Below are 26,865 nucleotides of genomic sequence, written 5' to 3' on the forward strand. Positions count from 1 at the left end.
AGCTTTAAATTATAGTAAAAAGTCGTAACGGTTTTGTTACGACTTTTTTTATGGGATTTAATTTTGCCCTGTCTTATTAATAACACTCTTTATCATTTCCCCATCCGCACTTTTTAAAAGTATCTTTCCTGTGTTGTCAATTAAATAGAAGTTGGGGTTTCCGGTTAGCTTTAGATCAATCATATATTCCGTGTCATTTTGATATGCTTTTACATTCAGCCAATGTTCTAATTTGGATTTTACAATAAAAGAATGCCATTGTGCAGAATCATACGGCGCATTTAAAAAAGCAATTTTTTGTATGCTATCTTTAAAATTAGCAGCAGCAAAAAACGCGGAGACTTTTGGCATTATTTCCTGGCAGTGCGGACAATCAGGATCAAAGAAAGCAATGAAAGAATACGGCGCATTTAATTTTAGAGAATCGATCGTGTAATAATTGTCGGCACTATCGCTCATTTTAAAAGACGGGATTATGCTGCCGATAGGAGTATTTACCACTCTGTTCAACTCATTCGTGATCCTTGCATACAAAGTAGAATCTGCTTTTTTACAATCCTCGCTGTTTAAATAACGGTTGTAAACATAGTTATAGGTCTTCTCTAATTTTTTTTGTTGATAGTAGATGATGTTCTTAAATATCCAGTCTAAATAGAACGTATAGTTGCGGGTATTGCAATCCATTCCTTTAAGCAATACATCTACGTTGCTTTGATAATTGCTGTCAACTACAGGAAGGATGGTCATGTAATCATTTAATGCAGAGTAGATGTTAGGAAGTATTTGTAAGCGCTTGTCTTGCAAATTAAAATTGGAGAAGTAGTTGTTGCGGTATTGAACTTTATTGGCATTGGCAGTTAATTCATCGCTTGCTATTTTCTTAAGCTCTAATGTAGCCCATAAAGCTATAATGGAGGTTGAATATTTTTTTTGAAGTGTTTGCAGCTTTTCTTTTTTAGAAGCAGGATCATTGGCTACACGCTGCAGGTATAAATAATCCGCATTAAGAGAAGATGCAATTTCCAATGCACCCAGTTTAGGTCCGATCAATGTAAAGTGTAAGATGGCGCCATTATCAACAGCAATATTTATTTTATCATTTTTATCAGGCTTTATATCACCTTGATAGCTTAATTGGTAAATGCCACCCAGTATTCTTTTAGGCTGATCGAATTTTATCGTTGCTTCACTGCCGCTTACAACAAAGCTATCTATAACGGCTGTTTTTGAATATGTTCCCTGGTAAAGCGATAGGTACATTTTGCCACTGTATGTTTTCTGCATGTCGATCGTTATGGAATAACCGTTTTGTGCAGGAGCTTTTTGTGCAAAAGATGCTGTAGAAAAAAGCAAAGCAAAAGCGATCGATACGATACTTGTTTTCATGTTTTATTCTTTGGTATAATAAAGCTACACATCTATATATAAACAAACAAGCCCCTGAGGTTAGAGGCTTGTTATTGATATTATTTAAGTAAAGCAATGATCTACATGTCCCAAACCAAAGCACTAGCACCTAAGATCGCTGCATCCGCTTCTTTCAGATCACTAAACAGCAATTTTACTTTATTTTGGAAGATAGGCAACAGGTTTGCTTCCATATGTTTACGTGTTGGATTTAATAAAAGATTGCCTGCTTTTGTCAATCCTCCAAATAATACAATTGCTTCAGGAGAAGAGAACATGATAAAGTTAGCTAATGATTCTCCGAGTATTTGCCCCGTAAATTCAAATATGCGATTGGCAATAGCATCTCCCTGCATAGCACATTCATACACCGTTTCGCTGGTCAATGCATTGATGGCATAGTTACGTAACAAGCTTTCTGTTTCAGGATGTTCAGTCAATAATTCAATGGCTGTTTCACGTACACCTGTAGCAGAAGCATACGATTCAAGGCATCCATGAGAACCGGTGCTTTTATGTAACCTGCCACCCGGGCGAATGATGGTATGCCCTAATTCACCCGCAAAACCATCATGTCCCAAAACTATTTTGCCATCAATTACAATACCGCTGCCAACACCGGTGCCTAAAGTGATGGTAATAAAATGCTTCATATTCTTGGCACAGCCATAGATCATTTCGCCCATTGCCGCTGCATTCGCATCATTAGTTAAACGGGTTGTTAAGCCAAATTTTTTGTGGATCAATTCCGCAATAGGAATAATGCCTTTCCATTTAAGGTTAGGTGCAAATTCAATATTGCCGGAATAAAAATTTCCATTTGGCGCACCCATGCCAATACCAATTATATTGTCGATGCCACCATTTCTTTCTACCATTGGTGCCAGCTTTGCATGCAGGTCATCAATAAAATCTTCCACTACATCGTGTGCATTGGTAGGTATTCTATCCTGTTCCAATATTTTTCCATCACGTGTTACAACTCCAAACTTGGTGGTAGTGCCACCTATATCAACTCCAATAGCGTGTTTGCTCAAAGTATAAAAAAGTTATGCTGTTAATAAATTGATTAGTGTCCGCCTCCGGCAATTTTTGCATCATAGTCTATGCCTTGTTTTCTTAAGATCTGTTTTACGATAAACGCAAAGAACGCTAAATAGGCAAAACAAATAATAGGGACTATATAAGATTGATGAATGCCGATTATATCTGCCAGCTTACCTTGTATAGGAGGTATGATGCCGCCACCAAGGATCATCATTACTAAAAATGCAGCACCTTGCGTAGTGTATTTGCCCAAACCTGCAATAGCCAAACTAAAAATAGAAGGCCACATAATAGAACAAAACAGTCCGCCACTTAAAAATGCGTAGATAGCAACCGTTCCGGTGCTAAGTACTCCAATTGTCATAGCTAATACACCTAATAAAGAAAATAATAATAATGTTTTTGCCGGAGCATCTTTTGTAAAATAAAATGCAGCGATCTGTATCAATACGCAAACAACATAACAATAAAGGGGTGCCATATTGTACTTCGCCATTGTATTAATTCCTATCACCACTGCAAAAGCGATCAAAGGAACAATGAATTCCAAAAGTGCTTTATTTCTTTTGCTTAAGTTGAATGCGCTTACTGCACCTGTCCAACGTCCTATCATCAAGCTACCCCAATATACAGAGATATAAGGTGCTGCCTGCGACGATTGATGTGAGCCGAAAGCAGCTTGTTTTAAAAGCTCACTTAAATTACTTCCAATAGCTACTTCAACACCAACATATACAAAAATGGCAAGCATTCCCAACACCAATTGGGGGTATTTCATAGCGCCCCAGCCTTCTGCATTTTTCTTTGCTCGGGCATTGGAAAATAATAATGAAAGAACTACAATTGCTAATGCGCCCAGCAACCATTTTAACCGGTAGTTTTGTAAGGGATGATTTAGTCCATCGCTTTCTGCATTATCAGCTTTTATATTGGCATGAATGTTTTTTACTTTTTCAAAATTGCCTAAAGCTTCTGTATTATAGCTGTATGATTTTGCAAGCTTATCAAAATTAGCAGCGATAGTAGCACTGTCTTTATCTTTTAAAAAGTCCTTGGCAAAAACAGAATCAGTGGTTGCCATGTTCACTGATCTTGCTATAATGGAATCAGCATCTTTATATTTATGATCTACTACTTTACCAATTGCTTCGATCTTTTTCTGTTCGGGAGTGTTGTAGCTGCTAAAAACAGGAGCAAATAACATAATTAACAAGCCTGTCATTATTAATAAAGCATACAGTGCTTTGTTAGCTTGTTCTGTTTTTTCTTCGGAGATACCGGCAGGTACCTTTTTAGCGAAATAAAATAAGGCAGCTGCTCCTATAAACAAAGCGCAAACGCCGCTGTACAGAACAATAACTTTGCTTAATCCCAGTGCATTTATTTTGTCATCCGTTACTGCGGCTGTTGTTCCAAATAAAGCAAAGGCAACAACAATAGGTCCAATGGTAGTACCAAATGAATTAACGCCTCCGCCTAAATTTACACGGCTGGTTCCTGTTGCAGGATCGCCTAATGATATGGCAAAGGGTTGAGCGGCGGTTTGTTGCAATGAAAATCCAAGCGCTACAATAAATAAGCCTACCAGCATGCCTGTAAAGGTGTTTGCATTTACTGCAATGATCATGGCAATAGCGCCTAACGCAGAAAATAAAAGTCCATAAACAATACTTTTTTTATAACCCCATTTTCCAACCAGATCTTTTCCGCCAAAAGCGCCATATACAAAGAGAACAAGCGCTCCAATGTAATAGGCAGTGTAAAATGCAAAGTCCACCAATTGACTTTGAAACTGATCCAGGTCGAAATAATGTTTACAAAAAGGGATGAAAATACTGTTGCCTGCGGCAATAAAGCCCCAGAAGAAAAATACCGTGACCAATGTGCTTAACGCTCCATAATTAGTCGGGGTAGTTGGAGAAGTTTGCTGATTCATAATACAATCGTTCGTTTGATTAAGTGCCAAAAGTAAAGTTTTTTCTTTTTGGTAGGCGAAGTTTATGGAATAAGAAATGCATAAACGATTGATTTAAAGCAATTGATGCCTTAATCAACAAATAAACATAGTATAAGTCAATAAATGGGGCAAGTTTTACTTTTTGTTACGATTGCTAAAGTAGTCTTCTACAGATTGATTTCTTCGTCCGCAAAAATCTTCCATTAATCGCATATTCCATACGGCTTTGTACATATCACTTGTCCCTGCATCAAATCCAATGTCTCTAACCTTGTCACTGTTTGTTGTAAAAATAACGTCGTAACACAATAGTTTTCGTGTTGATATTTCATATAGTTTGATTACGCTTATAAGAATTCCGGTTTCAAAGATGCCCCTGGATACGATCGCAGGTTTTTTTATAATTCGGTCGCTTAGCACTAATACATATTTTATACTATCCAGTTTTTGAATTTTTGATAAAGCCTCGTCTATTATGCCTGCTTTTCGATCTAAATAAATAGAGTCCTTCTGTTGTTTGAACCAATCCTTAAAATTATAATAATACCATACATCATCTTCAAGATATGGCTCATAGGATTCGTTGCTATCTACTGTAACCGTAGTAAGAAAATACGGTGTTTTTGCTTTTGGAAGCATACTGTCCCAGTCAGCATAATGAAGCGTAATTAAGTTGCTTTTATTATTAAGTGCTATTAATTTACCTTTAACTAAAGCCGCTATATTGCTATCAGCATGAACAAATTTGTCATCCGAAAATGTTTTTTCATCTATCTTATTGTTATTTGAATCTATTATTAGCAAAGGCTTTTTAAGTTCTTCTTCCTGAGACAATCATTCTATTTTCTTAAAAAAAGTATCAATTATTGCAGAATGGCTGGTATATACACTATCCAGAAGCATTCCTCGATTTATAGTTGGAGGATTATAATCTCTACATGCAGAAAGAACAAGTAGGAGGCAAACGAGCAGGATCATTGTGTACTTCATACAATAAAAATTTGTGCTCTAATGTAAATATTTTAATAAGAAGTATCAATTTTTAAGGGAATATTACTCTACTAATACGGTAAACTTTTCAATCGTCATTCAACTATTTATTAAGGTAGCTGAATAAAATAGTATGACAATTAGAAAAAAAATGCCCCTCTTAGTTTGCCCTTAACAAAATCCTTCTTTAATTTGATGAATTAACAGATAATTGTTTAATGGAAATATTACACGTAAGCGCAGAGTGTTATCCTGCTTCTAAAGCTGGCGGATTGGCGGATGTAGTAGGAGCCTTGCCTAAGTATCAAAATAAACTGGGACATACAGCCAAAGTTGTTACACCCATGCATCGTACAAAATTTTTGTACGATAACGATTTTGAAGTGGTGCACAAAGGTGATATCAAAATGGGAGACCTGTGGTTTCCTTACACTATTATCAAAGAAAAAACCAATAAGCTGGATTTTGACTTTTACATGGTAGATATTAATGGCTTATTGGATAGGGAGAAGATATATGGTTACAGCGATGATATAGAACGATTCTTTGCTTTCCAGATCGCAGTAGTGGATTGGATAAGTAAATGGAAACATGCACCGGGCGTAATTCATGTGCATGATCACCATACTGCTTTCATTCCTTTTATGATCCAATACTGTTATGCATACCAGCATTTAAAAAGTATTAGAACAGTCTTTACTATTCACAACGGGCAATACCAGGGCTGGATGCCGTGGACCAAGGTGTCCTATATGCCTGCCTGGAACTCTGCCTATTGGGGAAAATTAGATTGGAATAAAGATCTAAACCCAATGGCAAGCGCTATTAAATGCGCCTGGAAGGTGACTACCGTTAGTTATAGCTATTTGGAAGAACTACGTTACAATTCAAAAGGCTTGGAGGCATTGTTTGAGTATGAAAAAGGGAAATGCACCGGAATACTGAATGGAATTGATACGGCCGTATGGGATCCGGAGACTGATAGCTATCTTGATAAAAACTTCAGCCTCAAAAATTATCAGCAAGGTAAAGACGAAAACAAAAAAATATTGTGCGAAAAGTTTAATTTAGATTTTGATAAGCCGCTCTTCATTTTTATAGGAAGACTCGTTCATGAAAAAGCTGCAGACTTACTTCCACAGGTGATCAACGATTCTATTTACCACATGAAAGGCCAGATGAATTTTCTATTATTAGGTAGTGGAGACTATCATGTAGAACGTCACCTGGAAAACATGCGGAGTGAGTTTGTTGGATATTATAATTCGCAGATAGGATATAATGAAAAGCTAAGTCATGAAATGTATGCAGGCGGAGATTTTTTATTAATGCCAAGCAGGGTAGAGCCGTGCGGATTGAACCAGATGTATGCCATGCGTTACGGAACGGTTCCTATCGTTCGCAATACAGGCGGACTGCGGGATACAGTGATCGATTACGGAGATGTTGGTGGCTATGGTGTTAAGTTCAACCAGGCTTCTGTTTGGGATGTAACGTATTCAATACACAGGGCATTGGATCTGTACAAACAACCCAAACGCTTACACGAAGTTCGCACTACTATGATGAAGCTGGATAATAGTTGGGAAAACAGTGCATCTAAATACATAGAATTATATCAACAAATAATACATTAAATCCTTAGAAAATTTATGAATGGTTCATCGGTAATAGCAATTGTTTTAGGCGGAGGCGCAGGCTCAAGATTATACCCATTGACAGCTACCAGAAGTAAGCCGGCTGTACCTATTGCGGGTAAATATCGATTGGTGGATATTCCTATTTCCAATTGTTTGAACTCAGGTATTAATCGTATCCTCGTGCTAACGCAATTCAACTCGGCATCCTTAAACAAGCATATTAAAAACACGTACCAGTTCAGTATTTTCAGCAAAGGATTTGTGGACATATTGGCGGCAGAACAAACACCGGATAACCCTACCTGGTTCCAGGGAACGGCAGATGCAGTGCGCCAATCTTTACGCCATATTGGTAGTTTCGATTACGAGTATGTATTGATATTATCCGGCGATCAATTATACCAAATGGATTTTGGAGAGATGATCGATCGTCATAAAGAATTAAAAGCAGATCTTACCATTGCTACTATCCCGGTAACGGAAAAAGAGGCGCCGGAGTTTGGAATTTTAAAAGCAGATGACAACGATAATATCACTTCGTTTATAGAAAAGCCAAAAAAAGAACTGTTGCCTAAATGGGTAAGCGATACCGGTGATGCGATGAAAGGATTTGGAAGAAATTACCTGGCATCAATGGGTATATATGTGTTTAGCCGGAAATTATTGTTTGATCTGTTACAGGTTGAACACAAGGATGCAACTGATTTTGGAAAAGAGATCATTCCTTCATCTATCAGTAAATACAATGTGGTAAGTTTTCAATACAATGGCTATTGGACAGACATTGGGCACATACATTCTTTCTTTGATGCCAATATTGCATTGACATTGGATATACCTCATTTTAATCTCTTTGATAATAATAAAACTGTTTACAGTCGTGCACGAATGTTGCCGCCGGCAAAGATCAGTGGCACTACCATCAACAAATCGGTAATTGCAGAAGGTTGTATCATTCTTGCTGCAAAAATTGAAGAAAGTGTGATCGGTATCCGTAACCGTATCGGCTTTGGAACCGTGATAGAAAGAGGCTATGTAATGGGGAACGACTATTACGAAACATTAGCGGAAATTGAACATTCCAAACAACATGGCGAACCTGAAATTGGTATTGGTGAACGTTGCTATTTAAAAAATGTGATCATTGATAAAAACGTACGTATTGGTAATGACGTTCGCATTATTGGCGGTCCACATTTACCAAATTCTGATCATGCGCTTTATACGGTAAAAGATGGTATTGTGGTGATAAAGAAAGGCGCGGTGATTCATGATGGATTTGTGATTTAAACAATAGATTTGATTTATCAAAAGGTCGAGCATTGCTCGACCTTTTTTATTTATTCTTCATTGAATTTCTCTATGAATTTTAGAAGCCGCTTTTCATAAAGTGTGCAATCCTCAATTACTTTAAACTGAACCAATGCCATTATGATAGCGTTTCTTCCATTAACATTGGCTTTGTGAAATGTCTTTTCAATACCGGGGAAAAAATAAGTTGTCGAGAACTTACCTCCGCCAATAGGTTTAACCTGCCATTGGATCAGTTTTTTATCATCTAACGAATAGATGTACGAAGTATCATTTGATTGTTGGAAATGCATGCAAAGTTTCGAATTGATAATGATGCTGTCTTTTGAAAAAGATACAGTTTGCGAAAATGATTTCATTGAGAAAAATAAAAGAAATAGAAGGATGACTTTTTTCATTTATGTAAGTTGTTTGCGATACAATTATAATAAAAATGAAGTTATGTTTTAAACCGGATGTTAGATAAGGCTAAATAATCTAAAATCATCAACCAAAACTTTCAAATAATATGAATAAGCTAGCCTTCAATGCTTACATTTACATAACATAAATTTCTGTAGATGTCAGCACGATACGAGGATATTCATTTTGTAGATTCAAACAAATCAGTTTGGAATTTTTCTTTATTCAGCGATGAAGATGTTCAAAACTATCAATGGGGTACACATTACCGTTTGTATGAAAAATTCGGCAGTCACGAAGCAGAAGTATTAGGCGTTAAAGGTTATTATTTTGCGGTATGGGCGCCCAACGCCACGGAGGTTTCTGTAGTAGGTAATTTTAACGACTGGCAACCAGCAAAGCATCCTCTATACGTTCGCTTAGAAGGTTCGGGAATTTGGGAGGGCTTTATTCCACATTTTTCTAAAGGAGAGATATATAAATACCAGATAAAAGGGTATAAAGGAACTGTTACTATTAAAGGAGATCCATTTGCTAATTTTTGGGAGTTAAAGCCTGCAACTGCATCAATATCATGGAATATGGATTATCATTGGAAAGATGCAGAATGGATGCAAGTCCGAAAAAAACACAATTCATTAAATGCGCCATGGAGTGTTTATGAAGTGCATCTCGCAAGCTGGATGCGCCCGGATAAAAACAATGAGCATCGTTACAATACTTATCGCCAGCTGATAGACCTATTAGTTCCTTATATAAAAGAAATGGGCTTTACACATGTGGAGTTAATGCCTATAATGGAGCATCCTTTTGATGGCAGCTGGGGTTACCAGGGAACAGGCTTTTTTGCGCCTACTTCAAGGTTTGGAGCACCCGAAGATTTTATGGCGTTGGTGGATGCTTTCCACCTGGCAGGGATCGGGGTAATATTGGATTGGGTGCCTTCTCATTTCCCTTATGACGCACATGGCTTGTTTATGTTTGATGGGACGCATACTTATGAGTATGCAGATATGCGCAAAGGCTATCACCCTGATTGGAACAGTTATATTTTTAATTATAAAAGAGCTGAAATAAAATCATTCCTTATCAGCAGCGCTCATTTTTGGTTTAATAAGTTTCATATTGATGGTATCCGGGTTGATGCAGTAAGCTCTATGCTTAAGCTGAATTATTCCAGGGAAGAAGGGGAATGGGAACCGAATGAATTTGGGGGCAACGGTAATTTAGAGGCTATTGCATTTATCAAAGACCTGAATGAAACGATCTATCGTGATTTTCCTGATGTACAAACCATAGCAGAGGAAGCTACTGATTGGCCCGGTATTTCACGTCCGACCTTTTCGGGTGGTATGGGTTTTGGTATGAAATGGATGATGGGGTGGATGCACGATACCCTGGATTACTTCAAGTTAGATCCTTATTTCCGGCAGTTTCATCAAAATAAATTTACGTTCAGCATGATGTACTATTATGATGAAAATTTCATGTTGCCGTTAAGTCATGATGAAGTAGTGCATGGTAAAAGCCCGATGCTGTTTAAAATGCCCGGAGATGAATGGCAGAAACATGCCAACCTTCGCCTGCTTTATACATATATGTTCACACATCCTGGAGCTAAGTTGTTGTTTATGGGCAATGAATTTGCGCAGACATCCGAATGGAATTATCAAAGTGAACTGGACTGGCACTTATTACAATTTGATTCTCACAAGGGAATGAAAGAATGTGTGAAGGATCTGAATAAGCTATATGCAGAATACCCGGCTTTATACAAATTGCAATTTGAACAGGGTGGTTTTGAATGGATAGACTTAAATCACCGGCAAGAAGGTGTTATTGTGTACAAAAGAAAAGATAAAAACCCTGAAAATGATGTGCTGGTAATTCTTAATATGACACCTGTTGTACGCGAAAACTGGAGGGTTCAGGTACAGGGAAAATCAAGCTGGAAGGAGATCTTTAACAGTAACAGTAAAAAGTACTGGGGAACAGGGGATGTTTTTAACCCGGAAATTAAATGTGAAATAATTGATAAAAAGACAGCGCTCTATGAAATAAATCTGCATCTTCCGGCGTTAGGTAGTATAGTGCTCTGTTAATGGAGTACTTGTACCCAAACGTAATATTCATAAAATCTGTACCATGAAAATCGTTGCAACAACAATAGGTTGTATGATTGCATTGTCATCCGCCTATTCTCAATCCGACAGTTCCCATTTTTACTTTAATAAAGGAGTGGCAGAAATAACAGCCAAGCGTTACCTGGTAGCATCGGTATACCTAGATAAAGCCATTCAGCTTGATCCCAAATACACGGATGCATACCTGCAAAGTGCATTAGCCAATCTGGAAATGCATAAAATGGATAATGCTATCAACAATTTCCAAAAAGTATATTCACTTGAACCCAATAATGCGGAAGCAATAAAGCAATTGGCGCAGCTGTATTATAATTTTCACCAGTATGAAAAAGCAATTGAGTTTGCAAAAAAATGCGGTGATCAGAAAATTATTGCGATGTCAACATATGAAACAGAAGACTATGGGGCTGCAGTGACAGAGTTGCAAAAAGTATTGGACAAGAATCCTGATGATGCGGAAGCCAATTACACCATGGCAAGAAGTTACCTGGAAATGCAGGAAGAAAAGAAAGCCATCCCTTATTATCAAAAAGCAGTGGCAGCGGATGCAACCAAGAGCGGATGGATGTACGAACTGGGATTGATCTATTATAACGGAGCCGATTATACGCATGCTATTGAAATGATCACAAAAGCTATCGATGCCGGCTATACGAAAAGTAATGACGTAAATGAAAATTTAGGTTACGCCTATATCTATAACGGACAGTTTGATAAAGGAGAGCCTATTTTATTAGCGATATTGGCAAGAAAACCGGGGCAGAAAGATATCTTAAGAGATATGGCAGAAGCATTTTATCAGCGTAAGCAATATGATAAAGCATTGGAATATTGTCAGAAATTAATGGAGCTTGATGCTAAAGATGCAAAAGCTTTATACCAGGCAGGGCTTTGTTTTCAAAAGAAAGGACAAAAGGATAGAGGACAACAAATGTGTGATGCGGCGATAGGTATGGATCCTTCTTTATCAAGTCTGCGACAAAAACAAGCTGATTTTACCGGATTATAATATCAAATAAAATGAGAGTTTAGGCCATTTTAGAAATATGGATTGATGTTGAAAGAGCCGGGAGAGCGATCTTCCGGTTCTTATTTTGTATGTAAGAAAATTTCAGCCATCATACAACGGGCGCTGCCGCCGCCGGCTTTCTCAATGGTATTTAAGCGGGAATGAATAATGCGATTGTATCGGCGCAGCATCTCTTTTTGTATGGATGTTAGTGAATGAAACGCCTGCGATGACATCACCAGCAGCCGCTCATTGCCTTTGTTAATTACCTGCAGCATATTGCCCGCAAACGCTTTCATTTGCTCCATTGTAACCTCAATTATTTCTTTTCCGGTTTCCAAAATAATAGCCAATACTTTCTGCTGTTCTTTAGGATCAGGAATACATTCAAAACAGATTACCACATATGCATCTGCTACACACATCATAACGTTTGTATGATAAATGGGATCGCCATTGTCGTCATTCGCTGTAAAAGTTATGGGAATATAATCTTCTGCCTCGCAGAATTTACGCAGCACTTCTTTATTGGTTCTTGGAGAAATGCAGGCATAGGCTATTTTATTCTCTCTGTCTAATACCATGCTGCCCGTGCCTTCCAGGTATAGATTCTCTTGCTCGTATGCTGTCAGATCGATCTCATTATTTACAATAAATTCTTCCCGAATTGCTTCCAGCACATGCTTTTTTCTTTCTGCTCTTCTGTTCGGAGCAAACATAGGATATAAAACAATATTGCCTTCTTCATGAAACGATATCCAATTGTTAGGAAAGATGGAATCGGGTGTATGAGGGGTATAGGTGTCTTCAATAACCAATACATTGATGCCATTATTGTTTAGCATATTGGCAAAATTGGTAAACTCGATCAACGCTTCTTGTTGTAAAGAGGTAGCATTGGCGAATGGTGTTTGAAAACTATTATTAACGGCAGTTTCAGAATTAAAGCCAAAATTGACCGGCTGTATCATTAAAATGTGAGAAGTATATTGCATGGGTTAAATATAAAATCCAAATTACAAATAACAAATTCAAAGTTTACACTTCATCTCTCAACAATGGCATGCTCATGCAATGAAATCCTCCTCTTGCACGGGATAATTCTGCCGAAGGCATTAATATTAAAGTGTCATTCATGTTATCAGGCTCTGTTTCTCCTTTTTCAAATTGGTCTATCAGGTCTGTTGCGTTGATAATAGCAAACCCGTTATTTTTAAAGGCTTCTACGGTTTTATCATTTCGATCGTAACCTAATACTACACCTTCTTTTAAAGCCAATAAATTGCAGGAGTCCGTCCATTGTTCACGGGTATCAAACGGAAATTCGTTATTACCGGAATATATCAGCTTTACTTTGTCCTTACATTTCAGGTCGTTTGTGCTGATATCGATCAGTAAATCTTCCAGGTTGTCAAAATATTCAGGTTTATTCAGGTTGTTCTTTTTGAACTGAATGATCTTGATGTTTTCTTCTTTTTTATTTCCTTCCAAAGCACGCTGCACCGGGTCAGCATCTTCCATTTTAATAGCTTTTTTGGAAAAGCTGCCCAGCATTACCCATACATTTTTCTTCACCTGTGTAAAAATGGTATCGATGTGCATGTAATCACGCTTCTTTGGGATTTTTACAATGGTGATCTTCTGCATGATGTCTTTCTCAAAAAGAGTAGTAATTACTTTATGTGCAGCTTCCATAGTAGTGCGCTCACTAACGCCAATGAGTAAGTGATCTTTGCTAACTACCATAACATCGCCGCCTTCCAGGGTTACCTTTTTATCATCAGCATCTCTTGGCAATAAAAAATGATGAGATGTGTCTGCAATTTCAATTACATTTTTCCTGTATACAGAAAATAGAGGGTGGTTAAAGAATATATACTTCGCCAATAAGGCTTCCCTGGTCCTGGCTTTTTTAGCAGGCTTGTTTAATAAAATATGATCATTAATAACAATGCCGATGTCTCTTGTAAAAATAAAATTGGGTATTGGCGGAAAGATCATTTCATCGTCATCAGTCGTTCCGCTGATAAAAACCTGCGCTAATTTTTGTGGAGAAAGTTTAAATAAAAAATTCTGTGTTTCGTTGGAACAGGTTTCAATAGCGCATACTGATGCAACTAGTTTTAGTTTTATTTCACGATCAGTAAGTATATCTGCCAATAACCATTGTAACTCTACAACTTTATCTGATCTAAAAAAATCTTTGTGATTGGGTTTATAAAAATTTCTTTTGGAAGTGCTGCTATCGATTTTTGCCAACCTGCCTTTTATTTTTTCAGGATCTAAAAAATAGAGCAGGAGCTTGGTATAAAAATCATATTCTTTCCGGCGTATTGTATCCAGGTGTACAATGTCTTCAAACAGCCAGTCCTGTGCTTTGGATGGAACAACTTTTCCCAAGCCGCTGTCAGGACTGTGTACTAACAATCGTCTTAATCTGCCTATCTCTGAATTAACAAATATCCGGTTTGAATTTTTAGCCATGCAACATAGTTTGGATCATGAATGACAAGCTGAAGTACTAAGGGAGCTTATTGTGTTATACGTTTACAAATATACTAATGTTATTGCGGAGTTTTATTTCTTCATTACAAGGTAAATACCGGCGATCATTAAAAGCGCACCGATAAAACGTTTTACATCCATTACTCTTACGGCAGCATTTAAAAGTCCAAAATGATCAATGGTAATGGCAGCAATAACCTGACCTGTAATTACTAAGCCGATAGCAGCTCCTACACCTAAACGCGGTATTACAAAAGTGATGACAACAACATAAAATGCGATGATCAATCCTCCCATAAAGCCATACCACGGAGCATTTTTAAATGCTGCTATTGAAGGGAAGGTAGTTTTGGTAACTACCATATATAATACCAATGTGATCAGCCCTATAATAAACACGGATAAAGATGTTATAATTGGGTTTCCGATAGCTTTACTTAAAGCTGCATTGGAGGCAGCCTGTACAGGAATTAAAAAGCCCGAAATAAAGCTTAATGCAATTAGCAGATATTGATTATTCATAGCAGAAGTTTACGACATTTTGTTCTTAGCTTCAACACACCACATTAATTCGCTGATAAAAGTAGCAGCCCGCTTATCTGTTTTTTCTTTATCAAGAGCAACCCCGTTTTCGTCAAAACTTTTTTCAATATTCGGCACAGGAAACATGGCCGGTGCCATTAAAGCCCTGATCTTCCATAAAGAGAAATGCAAAGAAGTGATAACCTGCGTGCCTCCAAAAGGTCCATTCGATACCGTGGCAATCACCAAAGGTTTGCGATACCACTCTTCGTATAAAACATCTATTGCATTTTTTATGCTTGCAGGATAACCGCCGTTGTATTCAGGTGTAACAATGATAACGCCATTAGCTGCTTTTATTTTGCCGGCATACTCTAACAGTTTAGGAGAAGGGTTGGGGGTGTATTGCAAACGTTCATCGAAAATGGGGAATTGATACTCATTCAGATCAATTATTTCTGCAGTAGCTATTTTGTTTTCTTCCAAATAGTTTTTAAAATACAGTGCTACCCGGTGGCTTTTCCTTCCGGTTCGAACGCTTGATGAGATGATCGCAATATGTGCCATAAATATTAATTGATCTTTAGGGATGTCATAGAAATTGAGCCCATGATGGTTTTGTCGTTAAAGAAATTTACTTGCTCACTTTCTTTTTTCAATCCCAAGATATACAATAAAGGCATGTAGTGTTCCGGGGTAGGGATGGCTAGTGTCATTTCAGTTCCCAATGAATGATAACCCATTAATTGCTGATGTTCATTTTTTATTATCAGGTCTTTTAATTTTAAGTTTGCTTCATCCGCCCAATCGTATCCTTTATCCGGCGCATGCCAGTTTATGTTTCGCAAATTATGCACCATATTTCCGCTGCCGATAATTAAAACACCTTTATTGCGAAGAGACGATAGCTGTTTTGCCAATTCATAATGCCATTGAGGTGTTTTGGTATAATCCATACTCAATTGAATAACGGGAATATCCGCATCAGGATACATGTTTTTTACAACGCTCCAGCAGCCATGGTCCAAGCCCCAGTGTTCATCCAGCTTTGCTTCTGTGTGTGTAAGTAATTCTTTTGTTTCTTTTGCTAAAGCAGGATTTCCGGGAGCAGGATACTGTACATCAAATAGCTCCTGTGGAAAGCCACCAAAATCATGAATGGTTTTTGGTTTATCCATTGCCGTTATGAAAGTGCCTTTTGTTTCCCAATGAGCAGAGATACACAGTATGGCATTGGGCTTGGGTAAAGTTTTACCTGCTTCGCCCCAGCCTTTCGAAAATTCATTTTGCTCGATAGCATTCATTGGATTTCCATGACCGATGAATAATAATGGCATGGTTTCCGTTGCATCAAATGAACCGGTTATTTTAGCTAGATGATCTAATTGCATAATGAGATTCTAAAACAAAATTCTATAAACATTGTTCACGATTATAAGCCCGGCAACGCGTTGGCGTAAACTACCTTCTTGGAATCTTTTAAACGACTCAGCCTTGGCTCACCAAAAGATAATTCTTTTATTTGATAAGGAGGATATACATAGCATTGATACGGATCTTCATCATCGCATTCTACAAAAACAACCCATGCATCCGGATCGTCTAAAATAATGTCTCTTCTATATTTACCTGCCTGGAAGGTCCACGATAACGAATATTTTTTTGCATCACTTCGCCTCTGTGTTTTAACAGCTACTCCAATTTCATTTACATACAGATCATCTTCCCAGCTTTTTTCATCGGCAGAGTAAATAGTATAATCCGGTTCTTTAACCTTGGCAAATTTGCTCATTACCATTTTGCATGCTTCTTCGCCGATCTTACTTACAAAATGGTCTATCCTGATTTTCTGCAGGTTAGTTTGATTGGAATCAGAATAATCAATAGTGGCTACTACGTCCTTCGCAAAACTCCAGGCTTTAATGACTTTTTCTTTTTCAACATTCACCTGTATTATTTTATTATAAAACTTCATAGTGAATGAATGACGGACATATGCTTATAAACGTTGCGATAGTTTTTTACTGAAAACGAGGATCTCTTTAGAAGCTTTGTTATTCGACATGCCGTATACCCATTTGGGATTAATGATCTTATAAGAGCTATACAATTCTCTTATTTCATTATGATCATTATAGGAAAGGATCCAATAGGGGCAACCTTTTAAGATCTTTGCCAAAGTGGTATGATCAAAATCTTTATGTGCATCTCCTTTTTTTCCGTACAACGAACTTTCTATCAAATACGGAGGATCGAGATACAAAAAATCTTTTGTATGCAGTTTTATCGAATCTTCAAAGTGGAGTTTTTTTACGGTAAGATTGGGATTATAAAAATTTCTTAACCTGTCAATAGATGATTGTGTAAACCGTGGATGTTGCGGAGACATGCCCCCGGATAATGTAGCGCCCGAAAAAGATGAACGATTCAATACATAATAAACAGCAGCCCGTTCTAATTTAGTTTTAAACGAGGTTTGTGTTTGCTGCAATTCGTAAAATTTATCTTTGGATAAAGGAAAGAAGGATTGCACTTTGTCTGCCAGTTCATCCGGCTGTTTTAAAGCGCATTGCCAAAACTCTACCAGCGGGTTAAACAGGTCGTATCCATAAATATTTACACCATTGGCTGCAAGATGTAATTCAAGCGAACCGCCTCCCAAAAAAGGAGACACCAATTCTGTAAGATTTTTAGGAAAATAGTGGCTTATAACAGGAACTGCTCTTGTCTTTCCTCCCGGGTAACGGAGTAATGATCTACCTGATATGTTGTGTGTTACCGTAATTTTACTGTTATTCATCGCCTGACAATTGCCAAAATTAGCTGATTATGCTGCGTAGCGGCAATATATACTGATTTTTTTTCACCTTGGCCTAATTTTTGATATTAATTCGCCGTTACGAAATAAATTAACGACTTATTCGTTACATAAGATAAAATCTTATAACCCCCTTTCTGAATTGCCATGAAAATAACACTTACATTAGCAGCAGGACTTATTGCTTGGTTCACTGTATATGCACTTTATCAATCGGTAATAAATAACCCGGTATTAACGTTGGTTATCCCTGTATTATATTGCCTGCACAGGTTTATAGATCGCAGAGTTCTTTCTGCGAGATAAGTTACACATTATCATACATTCCGCCTACAATTACCAGGTGATAATTGGTATTGGGCCAATGCCATTTATTAAATCCGGGAGCATTGGAGAGCACTTCTTTGGCCTGTTTAAAAATGAACCGTTTATTATCGGGATCTATTTTCAGGTAGTCAAAAGGAACGGCAAAATACTTTTTCCCCAGTCCTAAAAATCCTCCCATTTCTACTACATAATAATGAATATCACCCGTATGCACATTTATCATAATGTCCTTGATATCGCCTACTTTTTGCTCATTTTCATCGTACACTTTATCGCCTATTATAGAAGTGGCGGTTAAATAGTTAAGCGGAATGTTCTGCTGCTCACCCACGTGCAGATCATGCGTAAAATTATCTTGAGGTAATGTTTCCATCGTTATTGATTTAAAGTGATGAAATAGTTTTTATTAAGTACTGCATATATTGTCAATCAAAGAGCGTACCTGATATTTTTTCTAGGCTTAAAACGATAGATATAAATAAAAAAGGACTTCATTGAAGTCCTCTTTTTTATCTGTTAAGCTGCGCTGTTATCTCTTTTTTTGCCTTGTTTGCATAATATCTCTGTCAAACAGGTAAAGTCCGCTTTTATCATCACCGATCAGCTCTAGCTTGTCATTTAATATACGAGCGCTTTTTTCTTCTTCTATTTGTTCATTCACATACCATTGTAGAAAGTTGTGTGTAGCATAATCTTTTTCTTTCAATGCCAGGTCAACAAGATCATTGATACTATCTGATACGATCATTTCATGTTTCAAAAATTCCTCAAACATGCTTTTGATGCCTTTATAAGTTACTATCGGTTGCTCTAATGTAGGAACGATGGCAAAGCCGCCTCTTTCATTTATAAAGCGCATTAATTTCAACATATGTATTCTTTCTTCTTCACTTTGTAAAAAGAAATATTCTGCCACACCTTCCAGTCCTGGCTGAATTTCGGCCCAGCTTGCCATTGCCAGGTATGCCTGTGACGACATCGCTTCCAGCTTAACTTGATTGTTCAGGGATTCCTGCATAGATTTCGATAACATGGTACTCAGGTTTTTAAAGATGATTTAAGTATATCTAAAGTAAACAAAAAAAATTATTTGGTAAAGGCGAAATGATAATTGTCAGCATAAAAAAATCACCAACCGGGGTTGATGATTCAGTATAAAGTTTATTCTTCAATTAGCAGATCAGCACATTAAACATTAAATCTAAAGTGCATCACATCTCCATCATGTACAATATATTCTTTTCCTTCGATCCTTAGTTTGCCATTATCCCGTGCAGCTGCTTCAGAGCCATATTTAATATAATCGTTGTAGGCAATTACTTCTGCTTTAATAAATCCTTTTTCAAAATCTGTATGAATAACGCTGGCGGCTTGTGGCGCTTTCCATCCTTGATGAATGGTCCATGCTCTTACTTCCTGAACACCTGCCGTGAAATACGTAGAGAGATTCAATAATTTATAAGCAGAATGAATTAACCTATCCAAAGCAGGCTCCGTCATTTTATATTCTTCCATAAACATTTGCTTATCGGCAGCATCTTCAAATTCAGCGATCTGCGCTTCAATAGCATTGGTCATTACGATCACTTCATTGCCTTCTTCTTTAACGGCAGCTTTTAATGCTTCTGAAAATTTATTACCCGTATGCATGGATGCTTCATCTACATTGGCAACATACAATATGGGTTTGTCTGTCAATAAAAACAGGTCAGCGACTGCTGATTTTTCTTCTTTGGTCAAACCTAATGAAAGAATACTTTTGCCTTTGTTCAAATGTTCTTTACAGCGCAACAATACATCGTATTCAGGTTTAAGCTTGGTGTCAGTTTTAACCAGCTTTTCTGTACGGGCTAATTTCTTTTCCACGCTTTCCATGTCTTTCAGCTGCAATTCCGTTTCAATGATCTCTTTATCGCCAATAGGATTAATAGGTCCTTCGTCTCTTAAAATATTTTCATCTTCAAAACAACGGATCACATGTATAATAGCATCTACTTCACGGATGTTTGCCAGGAATTTATTACCTAAGCCTTCACCCTTACTGGCGCCTTTTACAAGTCCTGCAATGTCTACAATTTCAATTTGTGTGGGAACAATGCGCTCGGGCTTTACCAATTCAGCCAGCTTATTCAAACGTTCATCGGGAACATTCACCAATCCTACGTTTGGTTCTATGGTACAAAAGCGATAATTGCTTGCCTGTGCCTTTGCACTATTGCTTACTGCATTAAATAAAGTTGATTTTCCTACGTTGGGTAACCCTACAATACCAGCCTGTAATGCCATGTTTTATTTTCGATTTATGATTTACGATTTCAGATTTAGGCTGCAAAAGTAAGTTTTCTGTTTTTAATGGATGACTGCTTAGTGGATAATTGATGTAAAGGCAAATGCAATTTGTAACCTGCAATGTGTAATTTGCAATGAACCCATTACTAAAAACCATTAAACGAACATGGCTTTAAGCAGAATCTGGAGCGCTTTTATTATTACAGCAATTTTAGTGGCGTGCATCAGTTGTTTATTTTCTCCTACCAATAAAGATGTGTTTAATAAAATGGTAGTAGGTAAAGCGGGCGATACAACGCATACCAAATATATTGACAGTGCTGCTTTGCCTGTTACTGCTGCTACCGCAATAGCAGCTAATAAAGATTATAAAGAGGGCGAAACGAAATATTCAAAAACTGCCGATCATAAATTTATTGTTTACAGGGAGCAAAGCGCAGATGGTATTATTGCAACCTGTACTGCTGCAGTAAATATCTGTATCGGGCTGATCGGCATCATGGCATTGTTCATGGGTTTTATGAGTATTGCTGAAAAAGCTGGCGGAATACGCTTTTTATCAAGACTGATACAACCTTTCTTTTCCAGGCTTTTCCCGGAAGTACCGGATGGGCATCCGGCATTTGGGCATATGATGTTGAACTTTTCTGCAAATTTATTAGGGTTGGATAATGCGGCTACGCCTTTTGGCATCAAAGCCATGCAAAGCCTGCAGGAGATCAATCCTGATAAAGAAAAAGCCTCCAATGCGCAGATAATGTTCTTGTGCTTACATGCTTCGGGGCTTACACTGATACCGGTAAGCATTATTGCCTTGCGGGCAAAACAAGGGGCTGTTAATCCTACTGATATTTTTATTCCTTGCATGATCGCCAGTTTTGTGGCAACCATTGTAGCTATGCTGATCGTATCGTTCAAGCAACGCATCAATGTATTTCAGCCGGTAATCTTAATGTGGTTATTAGGCATATCCGCTGTTATTGCATTATTGATAACATATGTTCATCATCTGCCATCAATAGATGTGGACGGCTTTTCCGGAATGTTGAGTAACGGAATTGTATTGTTGATATTCTTATTGATCGTATTGGGAGGATTGTATAAAAAAATAAATATCTACGATGCGTTTGTAGAAGGAGCGAAGGGTGGTTTTGAAACAGCCGTTCGCATTATTCCTTATTTGGTAGGAATGCTGGTTGCCATCAGCATGTTGCGTACAAGCGGTGTATTTGATTTTATATTGGATGGTTTGCAACATTTGTTTGCCGTTATTGGTTTTGATACCCGTTTTGTTAAAGCATTGCCTACTGCCTTGATTAAACCGTTAAGCGGTAGTGGCGGACGAGGAATGGTGGTAGATACTATGAAAGCATATGGCGCCGATTCTTTTGCAGGCAGGTTAAGTTGCATACTTGCCGGCTCTGCCGATACTACTTTTTATGTAGTAGCGGTTTACTTTGGCGCAGTATCGGTAAAGAATACCCGCTATTCTATAAGCACTATGTTGCTGGCAGACCTGGCTGGCATCATCACTTCTATATTATTAGCCTACTTGTTTTTTGGGAATGTCGCGTAGGGACTTTCTTTATGAAATTATAAAATATATATTTGCGCAACCTTAAATATTCCCAATATGAAAAAAATGCTTTTTACTACTGCTGTTTTAATTGCAATTTTATCTTCTTGCTCTAAAAGTGATACAGGAACCGGAGGCGTTGGTACACTTACGGCTGATATAGATGGAGTACCCACTTCCTTCAATAATTCTGTGGTGGCAATACATTCAAGTGTTGGCGGCAGCAATCCTACTGTTAATATAGAAGGATTCCAGGGGGCAGCCGGTACCTCTACCGGTCTTGCAATTGCTGCAGCGAGCACTACAACAATTGTTCCCGGTACTTACAGAACACCCGGTCCTGATAATCCTAATCAAAGTGTGTCGCTTACTTATTTGGTACAGCCAGCAAATGTACTTTATGGAGCAACCGGCGAAGCACCCGATACAGCTATTGTTACTATAACTTCAATTGATGCCAATTCTGTACAAGGCACATTTAGTGGAAACATGGTACTTGTAACAGGAACATCAGCGGTTACTACTCATGCAGTAACCAATGGAAAGTTCAATGCCAAATTCTACAATTAACCGGCGTTTTCAGTAGCGTTACATGACCTTTTCCAATTCTCATCAAGGCAGATCCAATTTATCTTCAGTCCGTTTTGATGCATTAACAGGCTTTCGTTGTTTGGCAGCCTGCATGGTATTTGTATACCATAACCGCAAGTATTGGCGCAACGAACTGCACCCTGAGTTCTTACGATTGATAAATGAATTCAATATCGGTGTATCATTATTTTTTGTTTTAAGTGGATTTTTAATAGCATACACTTATGGGGAGAAGCCTTTGCAATCAGGTAAAGAATACTGTCGCTACCTGTTATTGCGATTAGCCCGAATAATGCCGGTGTATTGGTTGATACTTACCTGTTATTATCTTGATAAGTCTTATGGGCACCGCCAATTTACCTGGTTAACCTATTCGCTGGTACACGCATTTTCTGATAAGCATAATTTAGATGCCATTGCCCAGGCATGGTCGTTGAATGTGGAAATGGTGTTTTACTTTTTTGCTCCATTGTTATGTTTGTTACAACGTAAGCATATAATGTACGTACTTGGTTTTTTAGCTGCACTATTTTTTATAGCATGGGGAACAGGTGTTTACTGGCATAGCATAAATGGAAATCCGCAGCATTATTTTTATCCGTTACAATTTTTATTAGATGCCAGCTTTCCGGGAAGAAGCATTGAGTTTTTAGCAGGCCTTTTAATGGCATCTGCATTTAAAAAGAAAAAGGCAATCCTGGAGAGTATTCGATATAAAACATGGATAGGTTTTGCCGGAATATTTATTACCGCTTATTGTATCGGTCTTTTTGAAGCAGATGTTTATCACCAGGGGACAGATAAAGTAGCAGGACGATTAATCGAACTGTTACTATTGCCAGTGTTTGTTGTAACCGCTTTAACAGGATTGATACAGGAGCGCACTTTATTGCAGCGTTTCTTTTCATCCCGGGTATTGGTATTGTTGGGTAATGCTTCTTTTGCGTTTTACCTGGTTCATATCAGCTATGTAAGTCTTAAGCTGCGTGACTATGTATTATTACCCGATAGAAATTTTGTATTACTATGGGTCATCTCTATTGTATTGTACTTTCTCTTTGAAAAACCGGTTTACAACTTCTTACGAAAGAAGATCAAGCCGGTTAATTAATAAGCCGACTGTTTTTTGATATTAATTTGCCGGGTTTATTTTGTTTGATCTTATCTTGAAATAACCACTTTTAATAAGGTAGAAGAGGTCTTTATATAATAAGTTCCTGTAGCTAATTTTCGTACATCAATTGATTGTCTTCCTTGTTTCAATGTAAACTGTTGCACGCTGCCGCCATTGCTGTTAATGATGTTTGCTAACGTATTATTTAAAGATGCTGCATTGTTTTTAATAAAGATAACATCGCCTGCAGGATTGTTTAACAATACAATATCGTTGCTTTGCCTTGTGATACTTACAACAGATGAATAGCTATACCTGCCATCGTTGTCTATTATTTTAAGACGATAATAGGTGGTAGGTGTAGATGGCGATGTTGTATAACTATAGCTTCCACCTTGACTTCCTTTGGCTGTTTCTGTTGCTAAATAATCAAAATGAACCCCATCTGTGCTTTCTTCAATAATATATTGTTTTGTGTTGATCTCATTGGCAGTATTCCAGTAAAGCAATGCATTGTTGCTGCCTGCTTCATTCAATGCTTTAAAAGAAATTAATTTAACAGGCACAGTGGTATTCTCTGCAATAGTAGTAACAGCGGTATTGGTAATTACTGGAGCATTATAATCAAAGTAGATAGCTGCTTTGTTCTGTATGCTTCCGCTGCTGGTGCCTGCCTTTGGTTTAATGCTGAAACTTACATAACCATTGCTTCCCTGTTTATTTACATTGCTGTCAGGTAACAATACATTTAAGAATTCAAAGAAAACAATGTTACTGTCAACGGTTACTTTACAAGGTGCAGAAGAGGCTATCATTTGTAAGCTGGATGCATCCAATGCGCTACTCAATGTATCGCTGACTACAATATTGAAGGCAGTATCCGTTCCTGTATTTTGAAAACGAATAACGTAATTAATGGCTTTACCTGCTGCTACCTGTTGAGGAGTAAGATTAGTGGTAGCTTCTTTTTCGTTAGGATCGTATGCCCCACGAACTATTGTGTATGTTTCATTGGAAGCTATGGCAGCATTAACAGAAGCTGTAGCGCTATTGTGAATAATACTTCCTAATGTGTCGGTAGTTTTTAAGTGTAAATAAACAGTAAAACTATTAGCTGCTCCAGGTACAAAGCTGCTTTCGTTTACTGTCACCTTATTGCCGGTAATAGTAGCAGAATGATTGGAAGAAGAATCATATACTAACAAGCTGCTGTCATACGTAAAGGCAATAACGGGGTTAATAGTAGTAGTACCTACATTGGAATAGTTAACAATACAAGGGAAAGCAAACCCCGGTCTTGCAGACCAGTTAGGTATGATATTAATGCTTAGGCTATCTACAGCCTTTGTTGGTTGTAGGGCAATGTCCTGTGTTATTAAAGTATCGTAGCTAATAAAATTATAGTTGAAAACAGATGCAGGCGCAGCTTTGTAATAGTTTGGTTCTTCTACAGAAAGCTGATAATTACCGTAGTTAGCACCTATCTCATAATAACCTTGTGTGTTGCTAAATGTGTACCTGTTATTGGATAAGTTTAGTTTTATATAAGGATGATATAACTCGCTAGTGTCTTTAACACCATTGCTGTTATTATCGTAAAATATCTTTCCGTTTAATACAGGGAAAGAGGTGCAGTGATTAATATTGTTGGTAGGATTACATAAGGGCAACTGAATAAGGTGAGAATCATCCATATACAATACCTCTAGAGAATCACAAACAAATATATAGGATAAAGAAAGAGGATGATTAGGTAAACAATGTATTTTGCCGTCATCACCAATTCCTAAAGAGTCTAATCCATCTGGTAATAGTGGAAGGCAGTATAAATCTTTGTTGTTTTGACATAAAAGAGATATAAGGGAAATTGGTAAAGCAGGCAAACTGGTTAGCTTATTGCTGGAACAATATAAAGAAGCAAGCTTCGACGGTAATGCAGGTAAAGTAGTTAAACTGTCTTTTATGCATTCTAATCTTATTAAGTTATCCGGCAGCTTAGGCAGTGTGGAAAAATTATTATAGCCACACCATAAATCTTGTAAACTCATTGGAAGAGGAGGAAGGCTAGTTAATTTATTATTGTCACAGATTAATCTTATCAATGCATTCGGCAAAGAAGGTAAACTTGTAAGCTTATTATTTTGGCAATTTAGAAAAGATAGCGAATTGGGTAATGCCGGCAAATCAAGTAATACATTATTAGAACAATTTAAGTATTGTAAACTATCAGGCAAAAGTGGCAAATGTTCTAATTGAGAATTGAGATCACAATCCAAATATTTTAAAGAATTCGGTAAAGCCGGTAAGCTTGTTAAATAATTAGAACTACATAGTAAGGTTACTAACGAATTCGGAAGTGTTGGCAGTTCTGTTAATGAACCAAAAGTGCAATTTAAATATCTCAAAGAATTCGGTAAAGTTGGTAATTTCAACAAAAATGTATTGCTCGAGCATTCTAAGGAATCTATAAAAGGGGGTAAAGCAGGAAAGCTTGTAAGATAAGCTTCATTGCTGCAATTCAAAAAAGTTAACGAATTGGGTAAGTGTTGAGGTAATTTGGTTAAAAGGATACAATTATTTATATCTAAGTGGGTTATTGAATTAGGGAGACTCTCTGTCAAATCAAGCATTTTATAATTATTACTGCAATCTAGATAGAGTAAGGAACCGGGTAGGTTATCGGGTAAATTAGTTAAACTACAGTTACTTACATTTAAAGTAATTAAGGAAGCAGGCATATTGTCGGGTAAACTGGTTATACTACTGCTGCTGGCATTCAAATAAGTTAAAGAACTAGGGAGAACCGCAGGTAAATTACTTATATGGGTATTACTACAATCCAGATAGGTTAATGAATTGGGTAAATGCTTAGGTAAGCTAGTCAAATAAAGAGAACTACAGTTTATATAAGTTATTGAGTTGGGCAAGTTTTCGGGTAAACCGCCATAGTATCGAACATTACAATATAAGTATTTTAATGCTTTAAAATATTGTACTCCTTCAAATAATGAATCTACATCAGTATATAATGTAGTTTCATTCAAAATAGCGCTGCAGGTTGTGTCCAATTTGCCCTCTTCATTAAAACAGGAAGGATAGGCAGTTTGTAAATGCAATCTAAAAGAGTTGTCAGGTATTGTTACATACTGAGCTTTCACAACACAGCATAATAGCATCAAAGAAAATAGTAAGGATAGATTTCTTTTCATGTAAGTA

At 37.3% G+C, this 26,865-nt stretch carries 24 protein-coding genes; 8 read left to right on the plus strand and 16 right to left on the minus strand.

Going from position 1 to position 26,865, the window contains the following annotated elements:
- Positions 1 to 57: 57 nt before the first annotated feature.
- The 4 genes from K9M53_RS07875 to K9M53_RS07890 all read right to left on the minus strand — a co-directional run bounded on the left by K9M53_RS07875 (position 58) and on the right by K9M53_RS07890 (position 5,245).
- Complete coding sequence (locus K9M53_RS07875; protein WP_224019083.1) at positions 58 to 1,386, minus strand: TlpA family protein disulfide reductase; 1,329 nt, start codon at positions 1,384 to 1,386, stop codon at positions 58 to 60.
- Between the two features lie 101 nt (positions 1,387 to 1,487).
- Positions 1,488 to 2,444, minus strand: a complete 957-nt coding sequence (locus tag K9M53_RS07880; RefSeq protein WP_224019084.1) for an ROK family protein — start codon at positions 2,442 to 2,444, stop codon at positions 1,488 to 1,490.
- Positions 2,445 to 2,476: 32 nt separating this feature from the next.
- Positions 2,477 to 4,390 (minus strand): MFS transporter, encoded by a 1,914-nt coding sequence (locus K9M53_RS07885; protein ID WP_224019085.1) that lies wholly within the window; start codon positions 4,388 to 4,390, stop codon positions 2,477 to 2,479.
- A gap of 156 nt (positions 4,391 to 4,546) precedes the next feature.
- Positions 4,547 to 5,245: a hypothetical protein gene (locus tag K9M53_RS07890; protein WP_224019086.1), complete on the minus strand. Its 699-nt coding sequence runs from the start codon at positions 5,243 to 5,245 to the stop codon at positions 4,547 to 4,549.
- 374 nt (positions 5,246 to 5,619) lie between these two features.
- Between K9M53_RS07890 and K9M53_RS07895 the strand changes: the two genes are divergently transcribed.
- Complete coding sequence (locus K9M53_RS07895) at positions 5,620 to 7,038, plus strand: glycogen synthase (RefSeq protein WP_224019087.1); 1,419 nt, start codon at positions 5,620 to 5,622, stop codon at positions 7,036 to 7,038.
- Between the two features lie 15 nt (positions 7,039 to 7,053).
- Positions 7,054 to 8,331 (plus strand): glucose-1-phosphate adenylyltransferase, encoded by a 1,278-nt coding sequence (locus tag K9M53_RS07900; RefSeq protein WP_224019088.1) that lies wholly within the window; start codon positions 7,054 to 7,056, stop codon positions 8,329 to 8,331.
- Positions 8,332 to 8,381: 50 nt separating this feature from the next.
- Here the strand turns inward: K9M53_RS07900 and K9M53_RS07905 are convergent, their stop codons facing one another.
- On the minus strand, positions 8,382 to 8,711 hold the full coding sequence (locus tag K9M53_RS07905; RefSeq protein ID WP_224019089.1) for a hypothetical protein: 330 nt from the start codon (positions 8,709 to 8,711) through the stop codon (positions 8,382 to 8,384).
- 201 nt (positions 8,712 to 8,912) lie between these two features.
- On the opposite strand from K9M53_RS07905, the gene glgB reads away from it, so the two are divergent.
- Positions 8,913 to 10,856 (plus strand): 1,4-alpha-glucan branching protein GlgB, encoded by a 1,944-nt coding sequence (glgB, locus tag K9M53_RS07910; protein WP_224019090.1) that lies wholly within the window; start codon positions 8,913 to 8,915, stop codon positions 10,854 to 10,856.
- A 43-nt stretch (positions 10,857 to 10,899) separates the two neighbouring features.
- Entirely contained in the window at positions 10,900 to 11,907 is a 1,008-nt protein-coding gene (locus K9M53_RS07915) for a tetratricopeptide repeat protein (RefSeq protein ID WP_224019091.1), read from the plus strand.
- A gap of 80 nt (positions 11,908 to 11,987) precedes the next feature.
- Here K9M53_RS07915 and ctlX read toward each other — a convergent pair whose 3' ends face one another.
- The 7 genes from ctlX to K9M53_RS07950 form a co-directional block, all read right to left on the minus strand.
- On the minus strand, positions 11,988 to 12,902 hold the full coding sequence (gene ctlX, locus K9M53_RS07920; RefSeq protein ID WP_224019092.1) for a citrulline utilization hydrolase CtlX: 915 nt from the start codon (positions 12,900 to 12,902) through the stop codon (positions 11,988 to 11,990).
- A 43-nt stretch (positions 12,903 to 12,945) separates the two neighbouring features.
- The gene (locus K9M53_RS07925; protein ID WP_224019093.1) at positions 12,946 to 14,391 is read right to left on the minus strand and encodes an arginine deiminase family protein; all 1,446 of its coding nucleotides are present in this window, start codon (positions 14,389 to 14,391) and stop codon (positions 12,946 to 12,948) included.
- 93 nt (positions 14,392 to 14,484) lie between these two features.
- Positions 14,485 to 14,934, minus strand: a complete 450-nt coding sequence (locus K9M53_RS07930; RefSeq protein WP_224019094.1) for a DMT family transporter — start codon at positions 14,932 to 14,934, stop codon at positions 14,485 to 14,487.
- Positions 14,935 to 14,943: 9 nt separating this feature from the next.
- Positions 14,944 to 15,501 (minus strand): NADPH-dependent FMN reductase, encoded by a 558-nt coding sequence (locus K9M53_RS07935; RefSeq protein WP_224019095.1) that lies wholly within the window; start codon positions 15,499 to 15,501, stop codon positions 14,944 to 14,946.
- A gap of 5 nt (positions 15,502 to 15,506) precedes the next feature.
- Positions 15,507 to 16,325 (minus strand): 4,5-DOPA-extradiol-dioxygenase, encoded by an 819-nt coding sequence (ygiD, locus tag K9M53_RS07940; RefSeq protein ID WP_224019096.1) that lies wholly within the window; start codon positions 16,323 to 16,325, stop codon positions 15,507 to 15,509.
- 41 nt (positions 16,326 to 16,366) lie between these two features.
- A complete protein-coding gene (locus K9M53_RS07945) occupies positions 16,367 to 16,909 on the minus strand; it encodes a hypothetical protein (protein WP_224019097.1) in 543 nt (180 codons plus the stop codon).
- A gap of 24 nt (positions 16,910 to 16,933) precedes the next feature.
- Positions 16,934 to 17,734: a DNA adenine methylase gene (locus K9M53_RS07950; protein WP_224019098.1), complete on the minus strand. Its 801-nt coding sequence runs from the start codon at positions 17,732 to 17,734 to the stop codon at positions 16,934 to 16,936.
- A 165-nt stretch (positions 17,735 to 17,899) separates the two neighbouring features.
- Between K9M53_RS07950 and K9M53_RS07955 the strand changes: the two genes are divergently transcribed.
- A complete protein-coding gene (locus tag K9M53_RS07955) occupies positions 17,900 to 18,058 on the plus strand; it encodes a hypothetical protein (protein WP_224019099.1) in 159 nt (52 codons plus the stop codon).
- Position 18,059: 1 nt separating this feature from the next.
- Here K9M53_RS07955 and K9M53_RS07960 read toward each other — a convergent pair whose 3' ends face one another.
- From K9M53_RS07960 to ychF, 3 genes are all read right to left on the minus strand, one after another.
- Complete coding sequence (locus tag K9M53_RS07960) at positions 18,060 to 18,452, minus strand: PRC-barrel domain-containing protein (protein WP_224019100.1); 393 nt, start codon at positions 18,450 to 18,452, stop codon at positions 18,060 to 18,062.
- Positions 18,453 to 18,608: 156 nt separating this feature from the next.
- Positions 18,609 to 19,112, minus strand: a complete 504-nt coding sequence (locus K9M53_RS07965; protein WP_224019101.1) for a ferritin — start codon at positions 19,110 to 19,112, stop codon at positions 18,609 to 18,611.
- A 155-nt stretch (positions 19,113 to 19,267) separates the two neighbouring features.
- Entirely contained in the window at positions 19,268 to 20,365 is a 1,098-nt protein-coding gene (gene ychF / locus K9M53_RS07970) for a redox-regulated ATPase YchF (protein WP_224019102.1), read from the minus strand.
- 169 nt (positions 20,366 to 20,534) lie between these two features.
- On the opposite strand from ychF, the gene K9M53_RS07975 reads away from it, so the two are divergent.
- The 3 genes from K9M53_RS07975 to K9M53_RS07985 are packed head-to-tail and all read left to right on the plus strand — an operon-like array spanning position 20,535 to position 23,646.
- A complete protein-coding gene (locus K9M53_RS07975) occupies positions 20,535 to 21,944 on the plus strand; it encodes a nucleoside recognition domain-containing protein (RefSeq protein ID WP_224019103.1) in 1,410 nt (469 codons plus the stop codon).
- Positions 21,945 to 22,001: 57 nt separating this feature from the next.
- Positions 22,002 to 22,514, plus strand: a complete 513-nt coding sequence (locus K9M53_RS07980; RefSeq protein WP_224019104.1) for a hypothetical protein — start codon at positions 22,002 to 22,004, stop codon at positions 22,512 to 22,514.
- 22 nt (positions 22,515 to 22,536) lie between these two features.
- Complete coding sequence (locus K9M53_RS07985) at positions 22,537 to 23,646, plus strand: acyltransferase family protein (RefSeq protein ID WP_224019105.1); 1,110 nt, start codon at positions 22,537 to 22,539, stop codon at positions 23,644 to 23,646.
- 50 nt (positions 23,647 to 23,696) lie between these two features.
- On the opposite strand, the gene K9M53_RS07990 is transcribed toward K9M53_RS07985, so the two are convergent.
- The gene (locus tag K9M53_RS07990; protein ID WP_224019106.1) at positions 23,697 to 26,858 is read right to left on the minus strand and encodes a DUF7619 domain-containing protein; all 3,162 of its coding nucleotides are present in this window, start codon (positions 26,856 to 26,858) and stop codon (positions 23,697 to 23,699) included.
- Positions 26,859 to 26,865 lie beyond the last annotated feature (7 nt).

The organism is Ferruginibacter albus (genome assembly GCF_020042285.1).
Lineage (GTDB): Bacteria > Bacteroidota > Bacteroidia > Chitinophagales > Chitinophagaceae > Ferruginibacter > Ferruginibacter albus.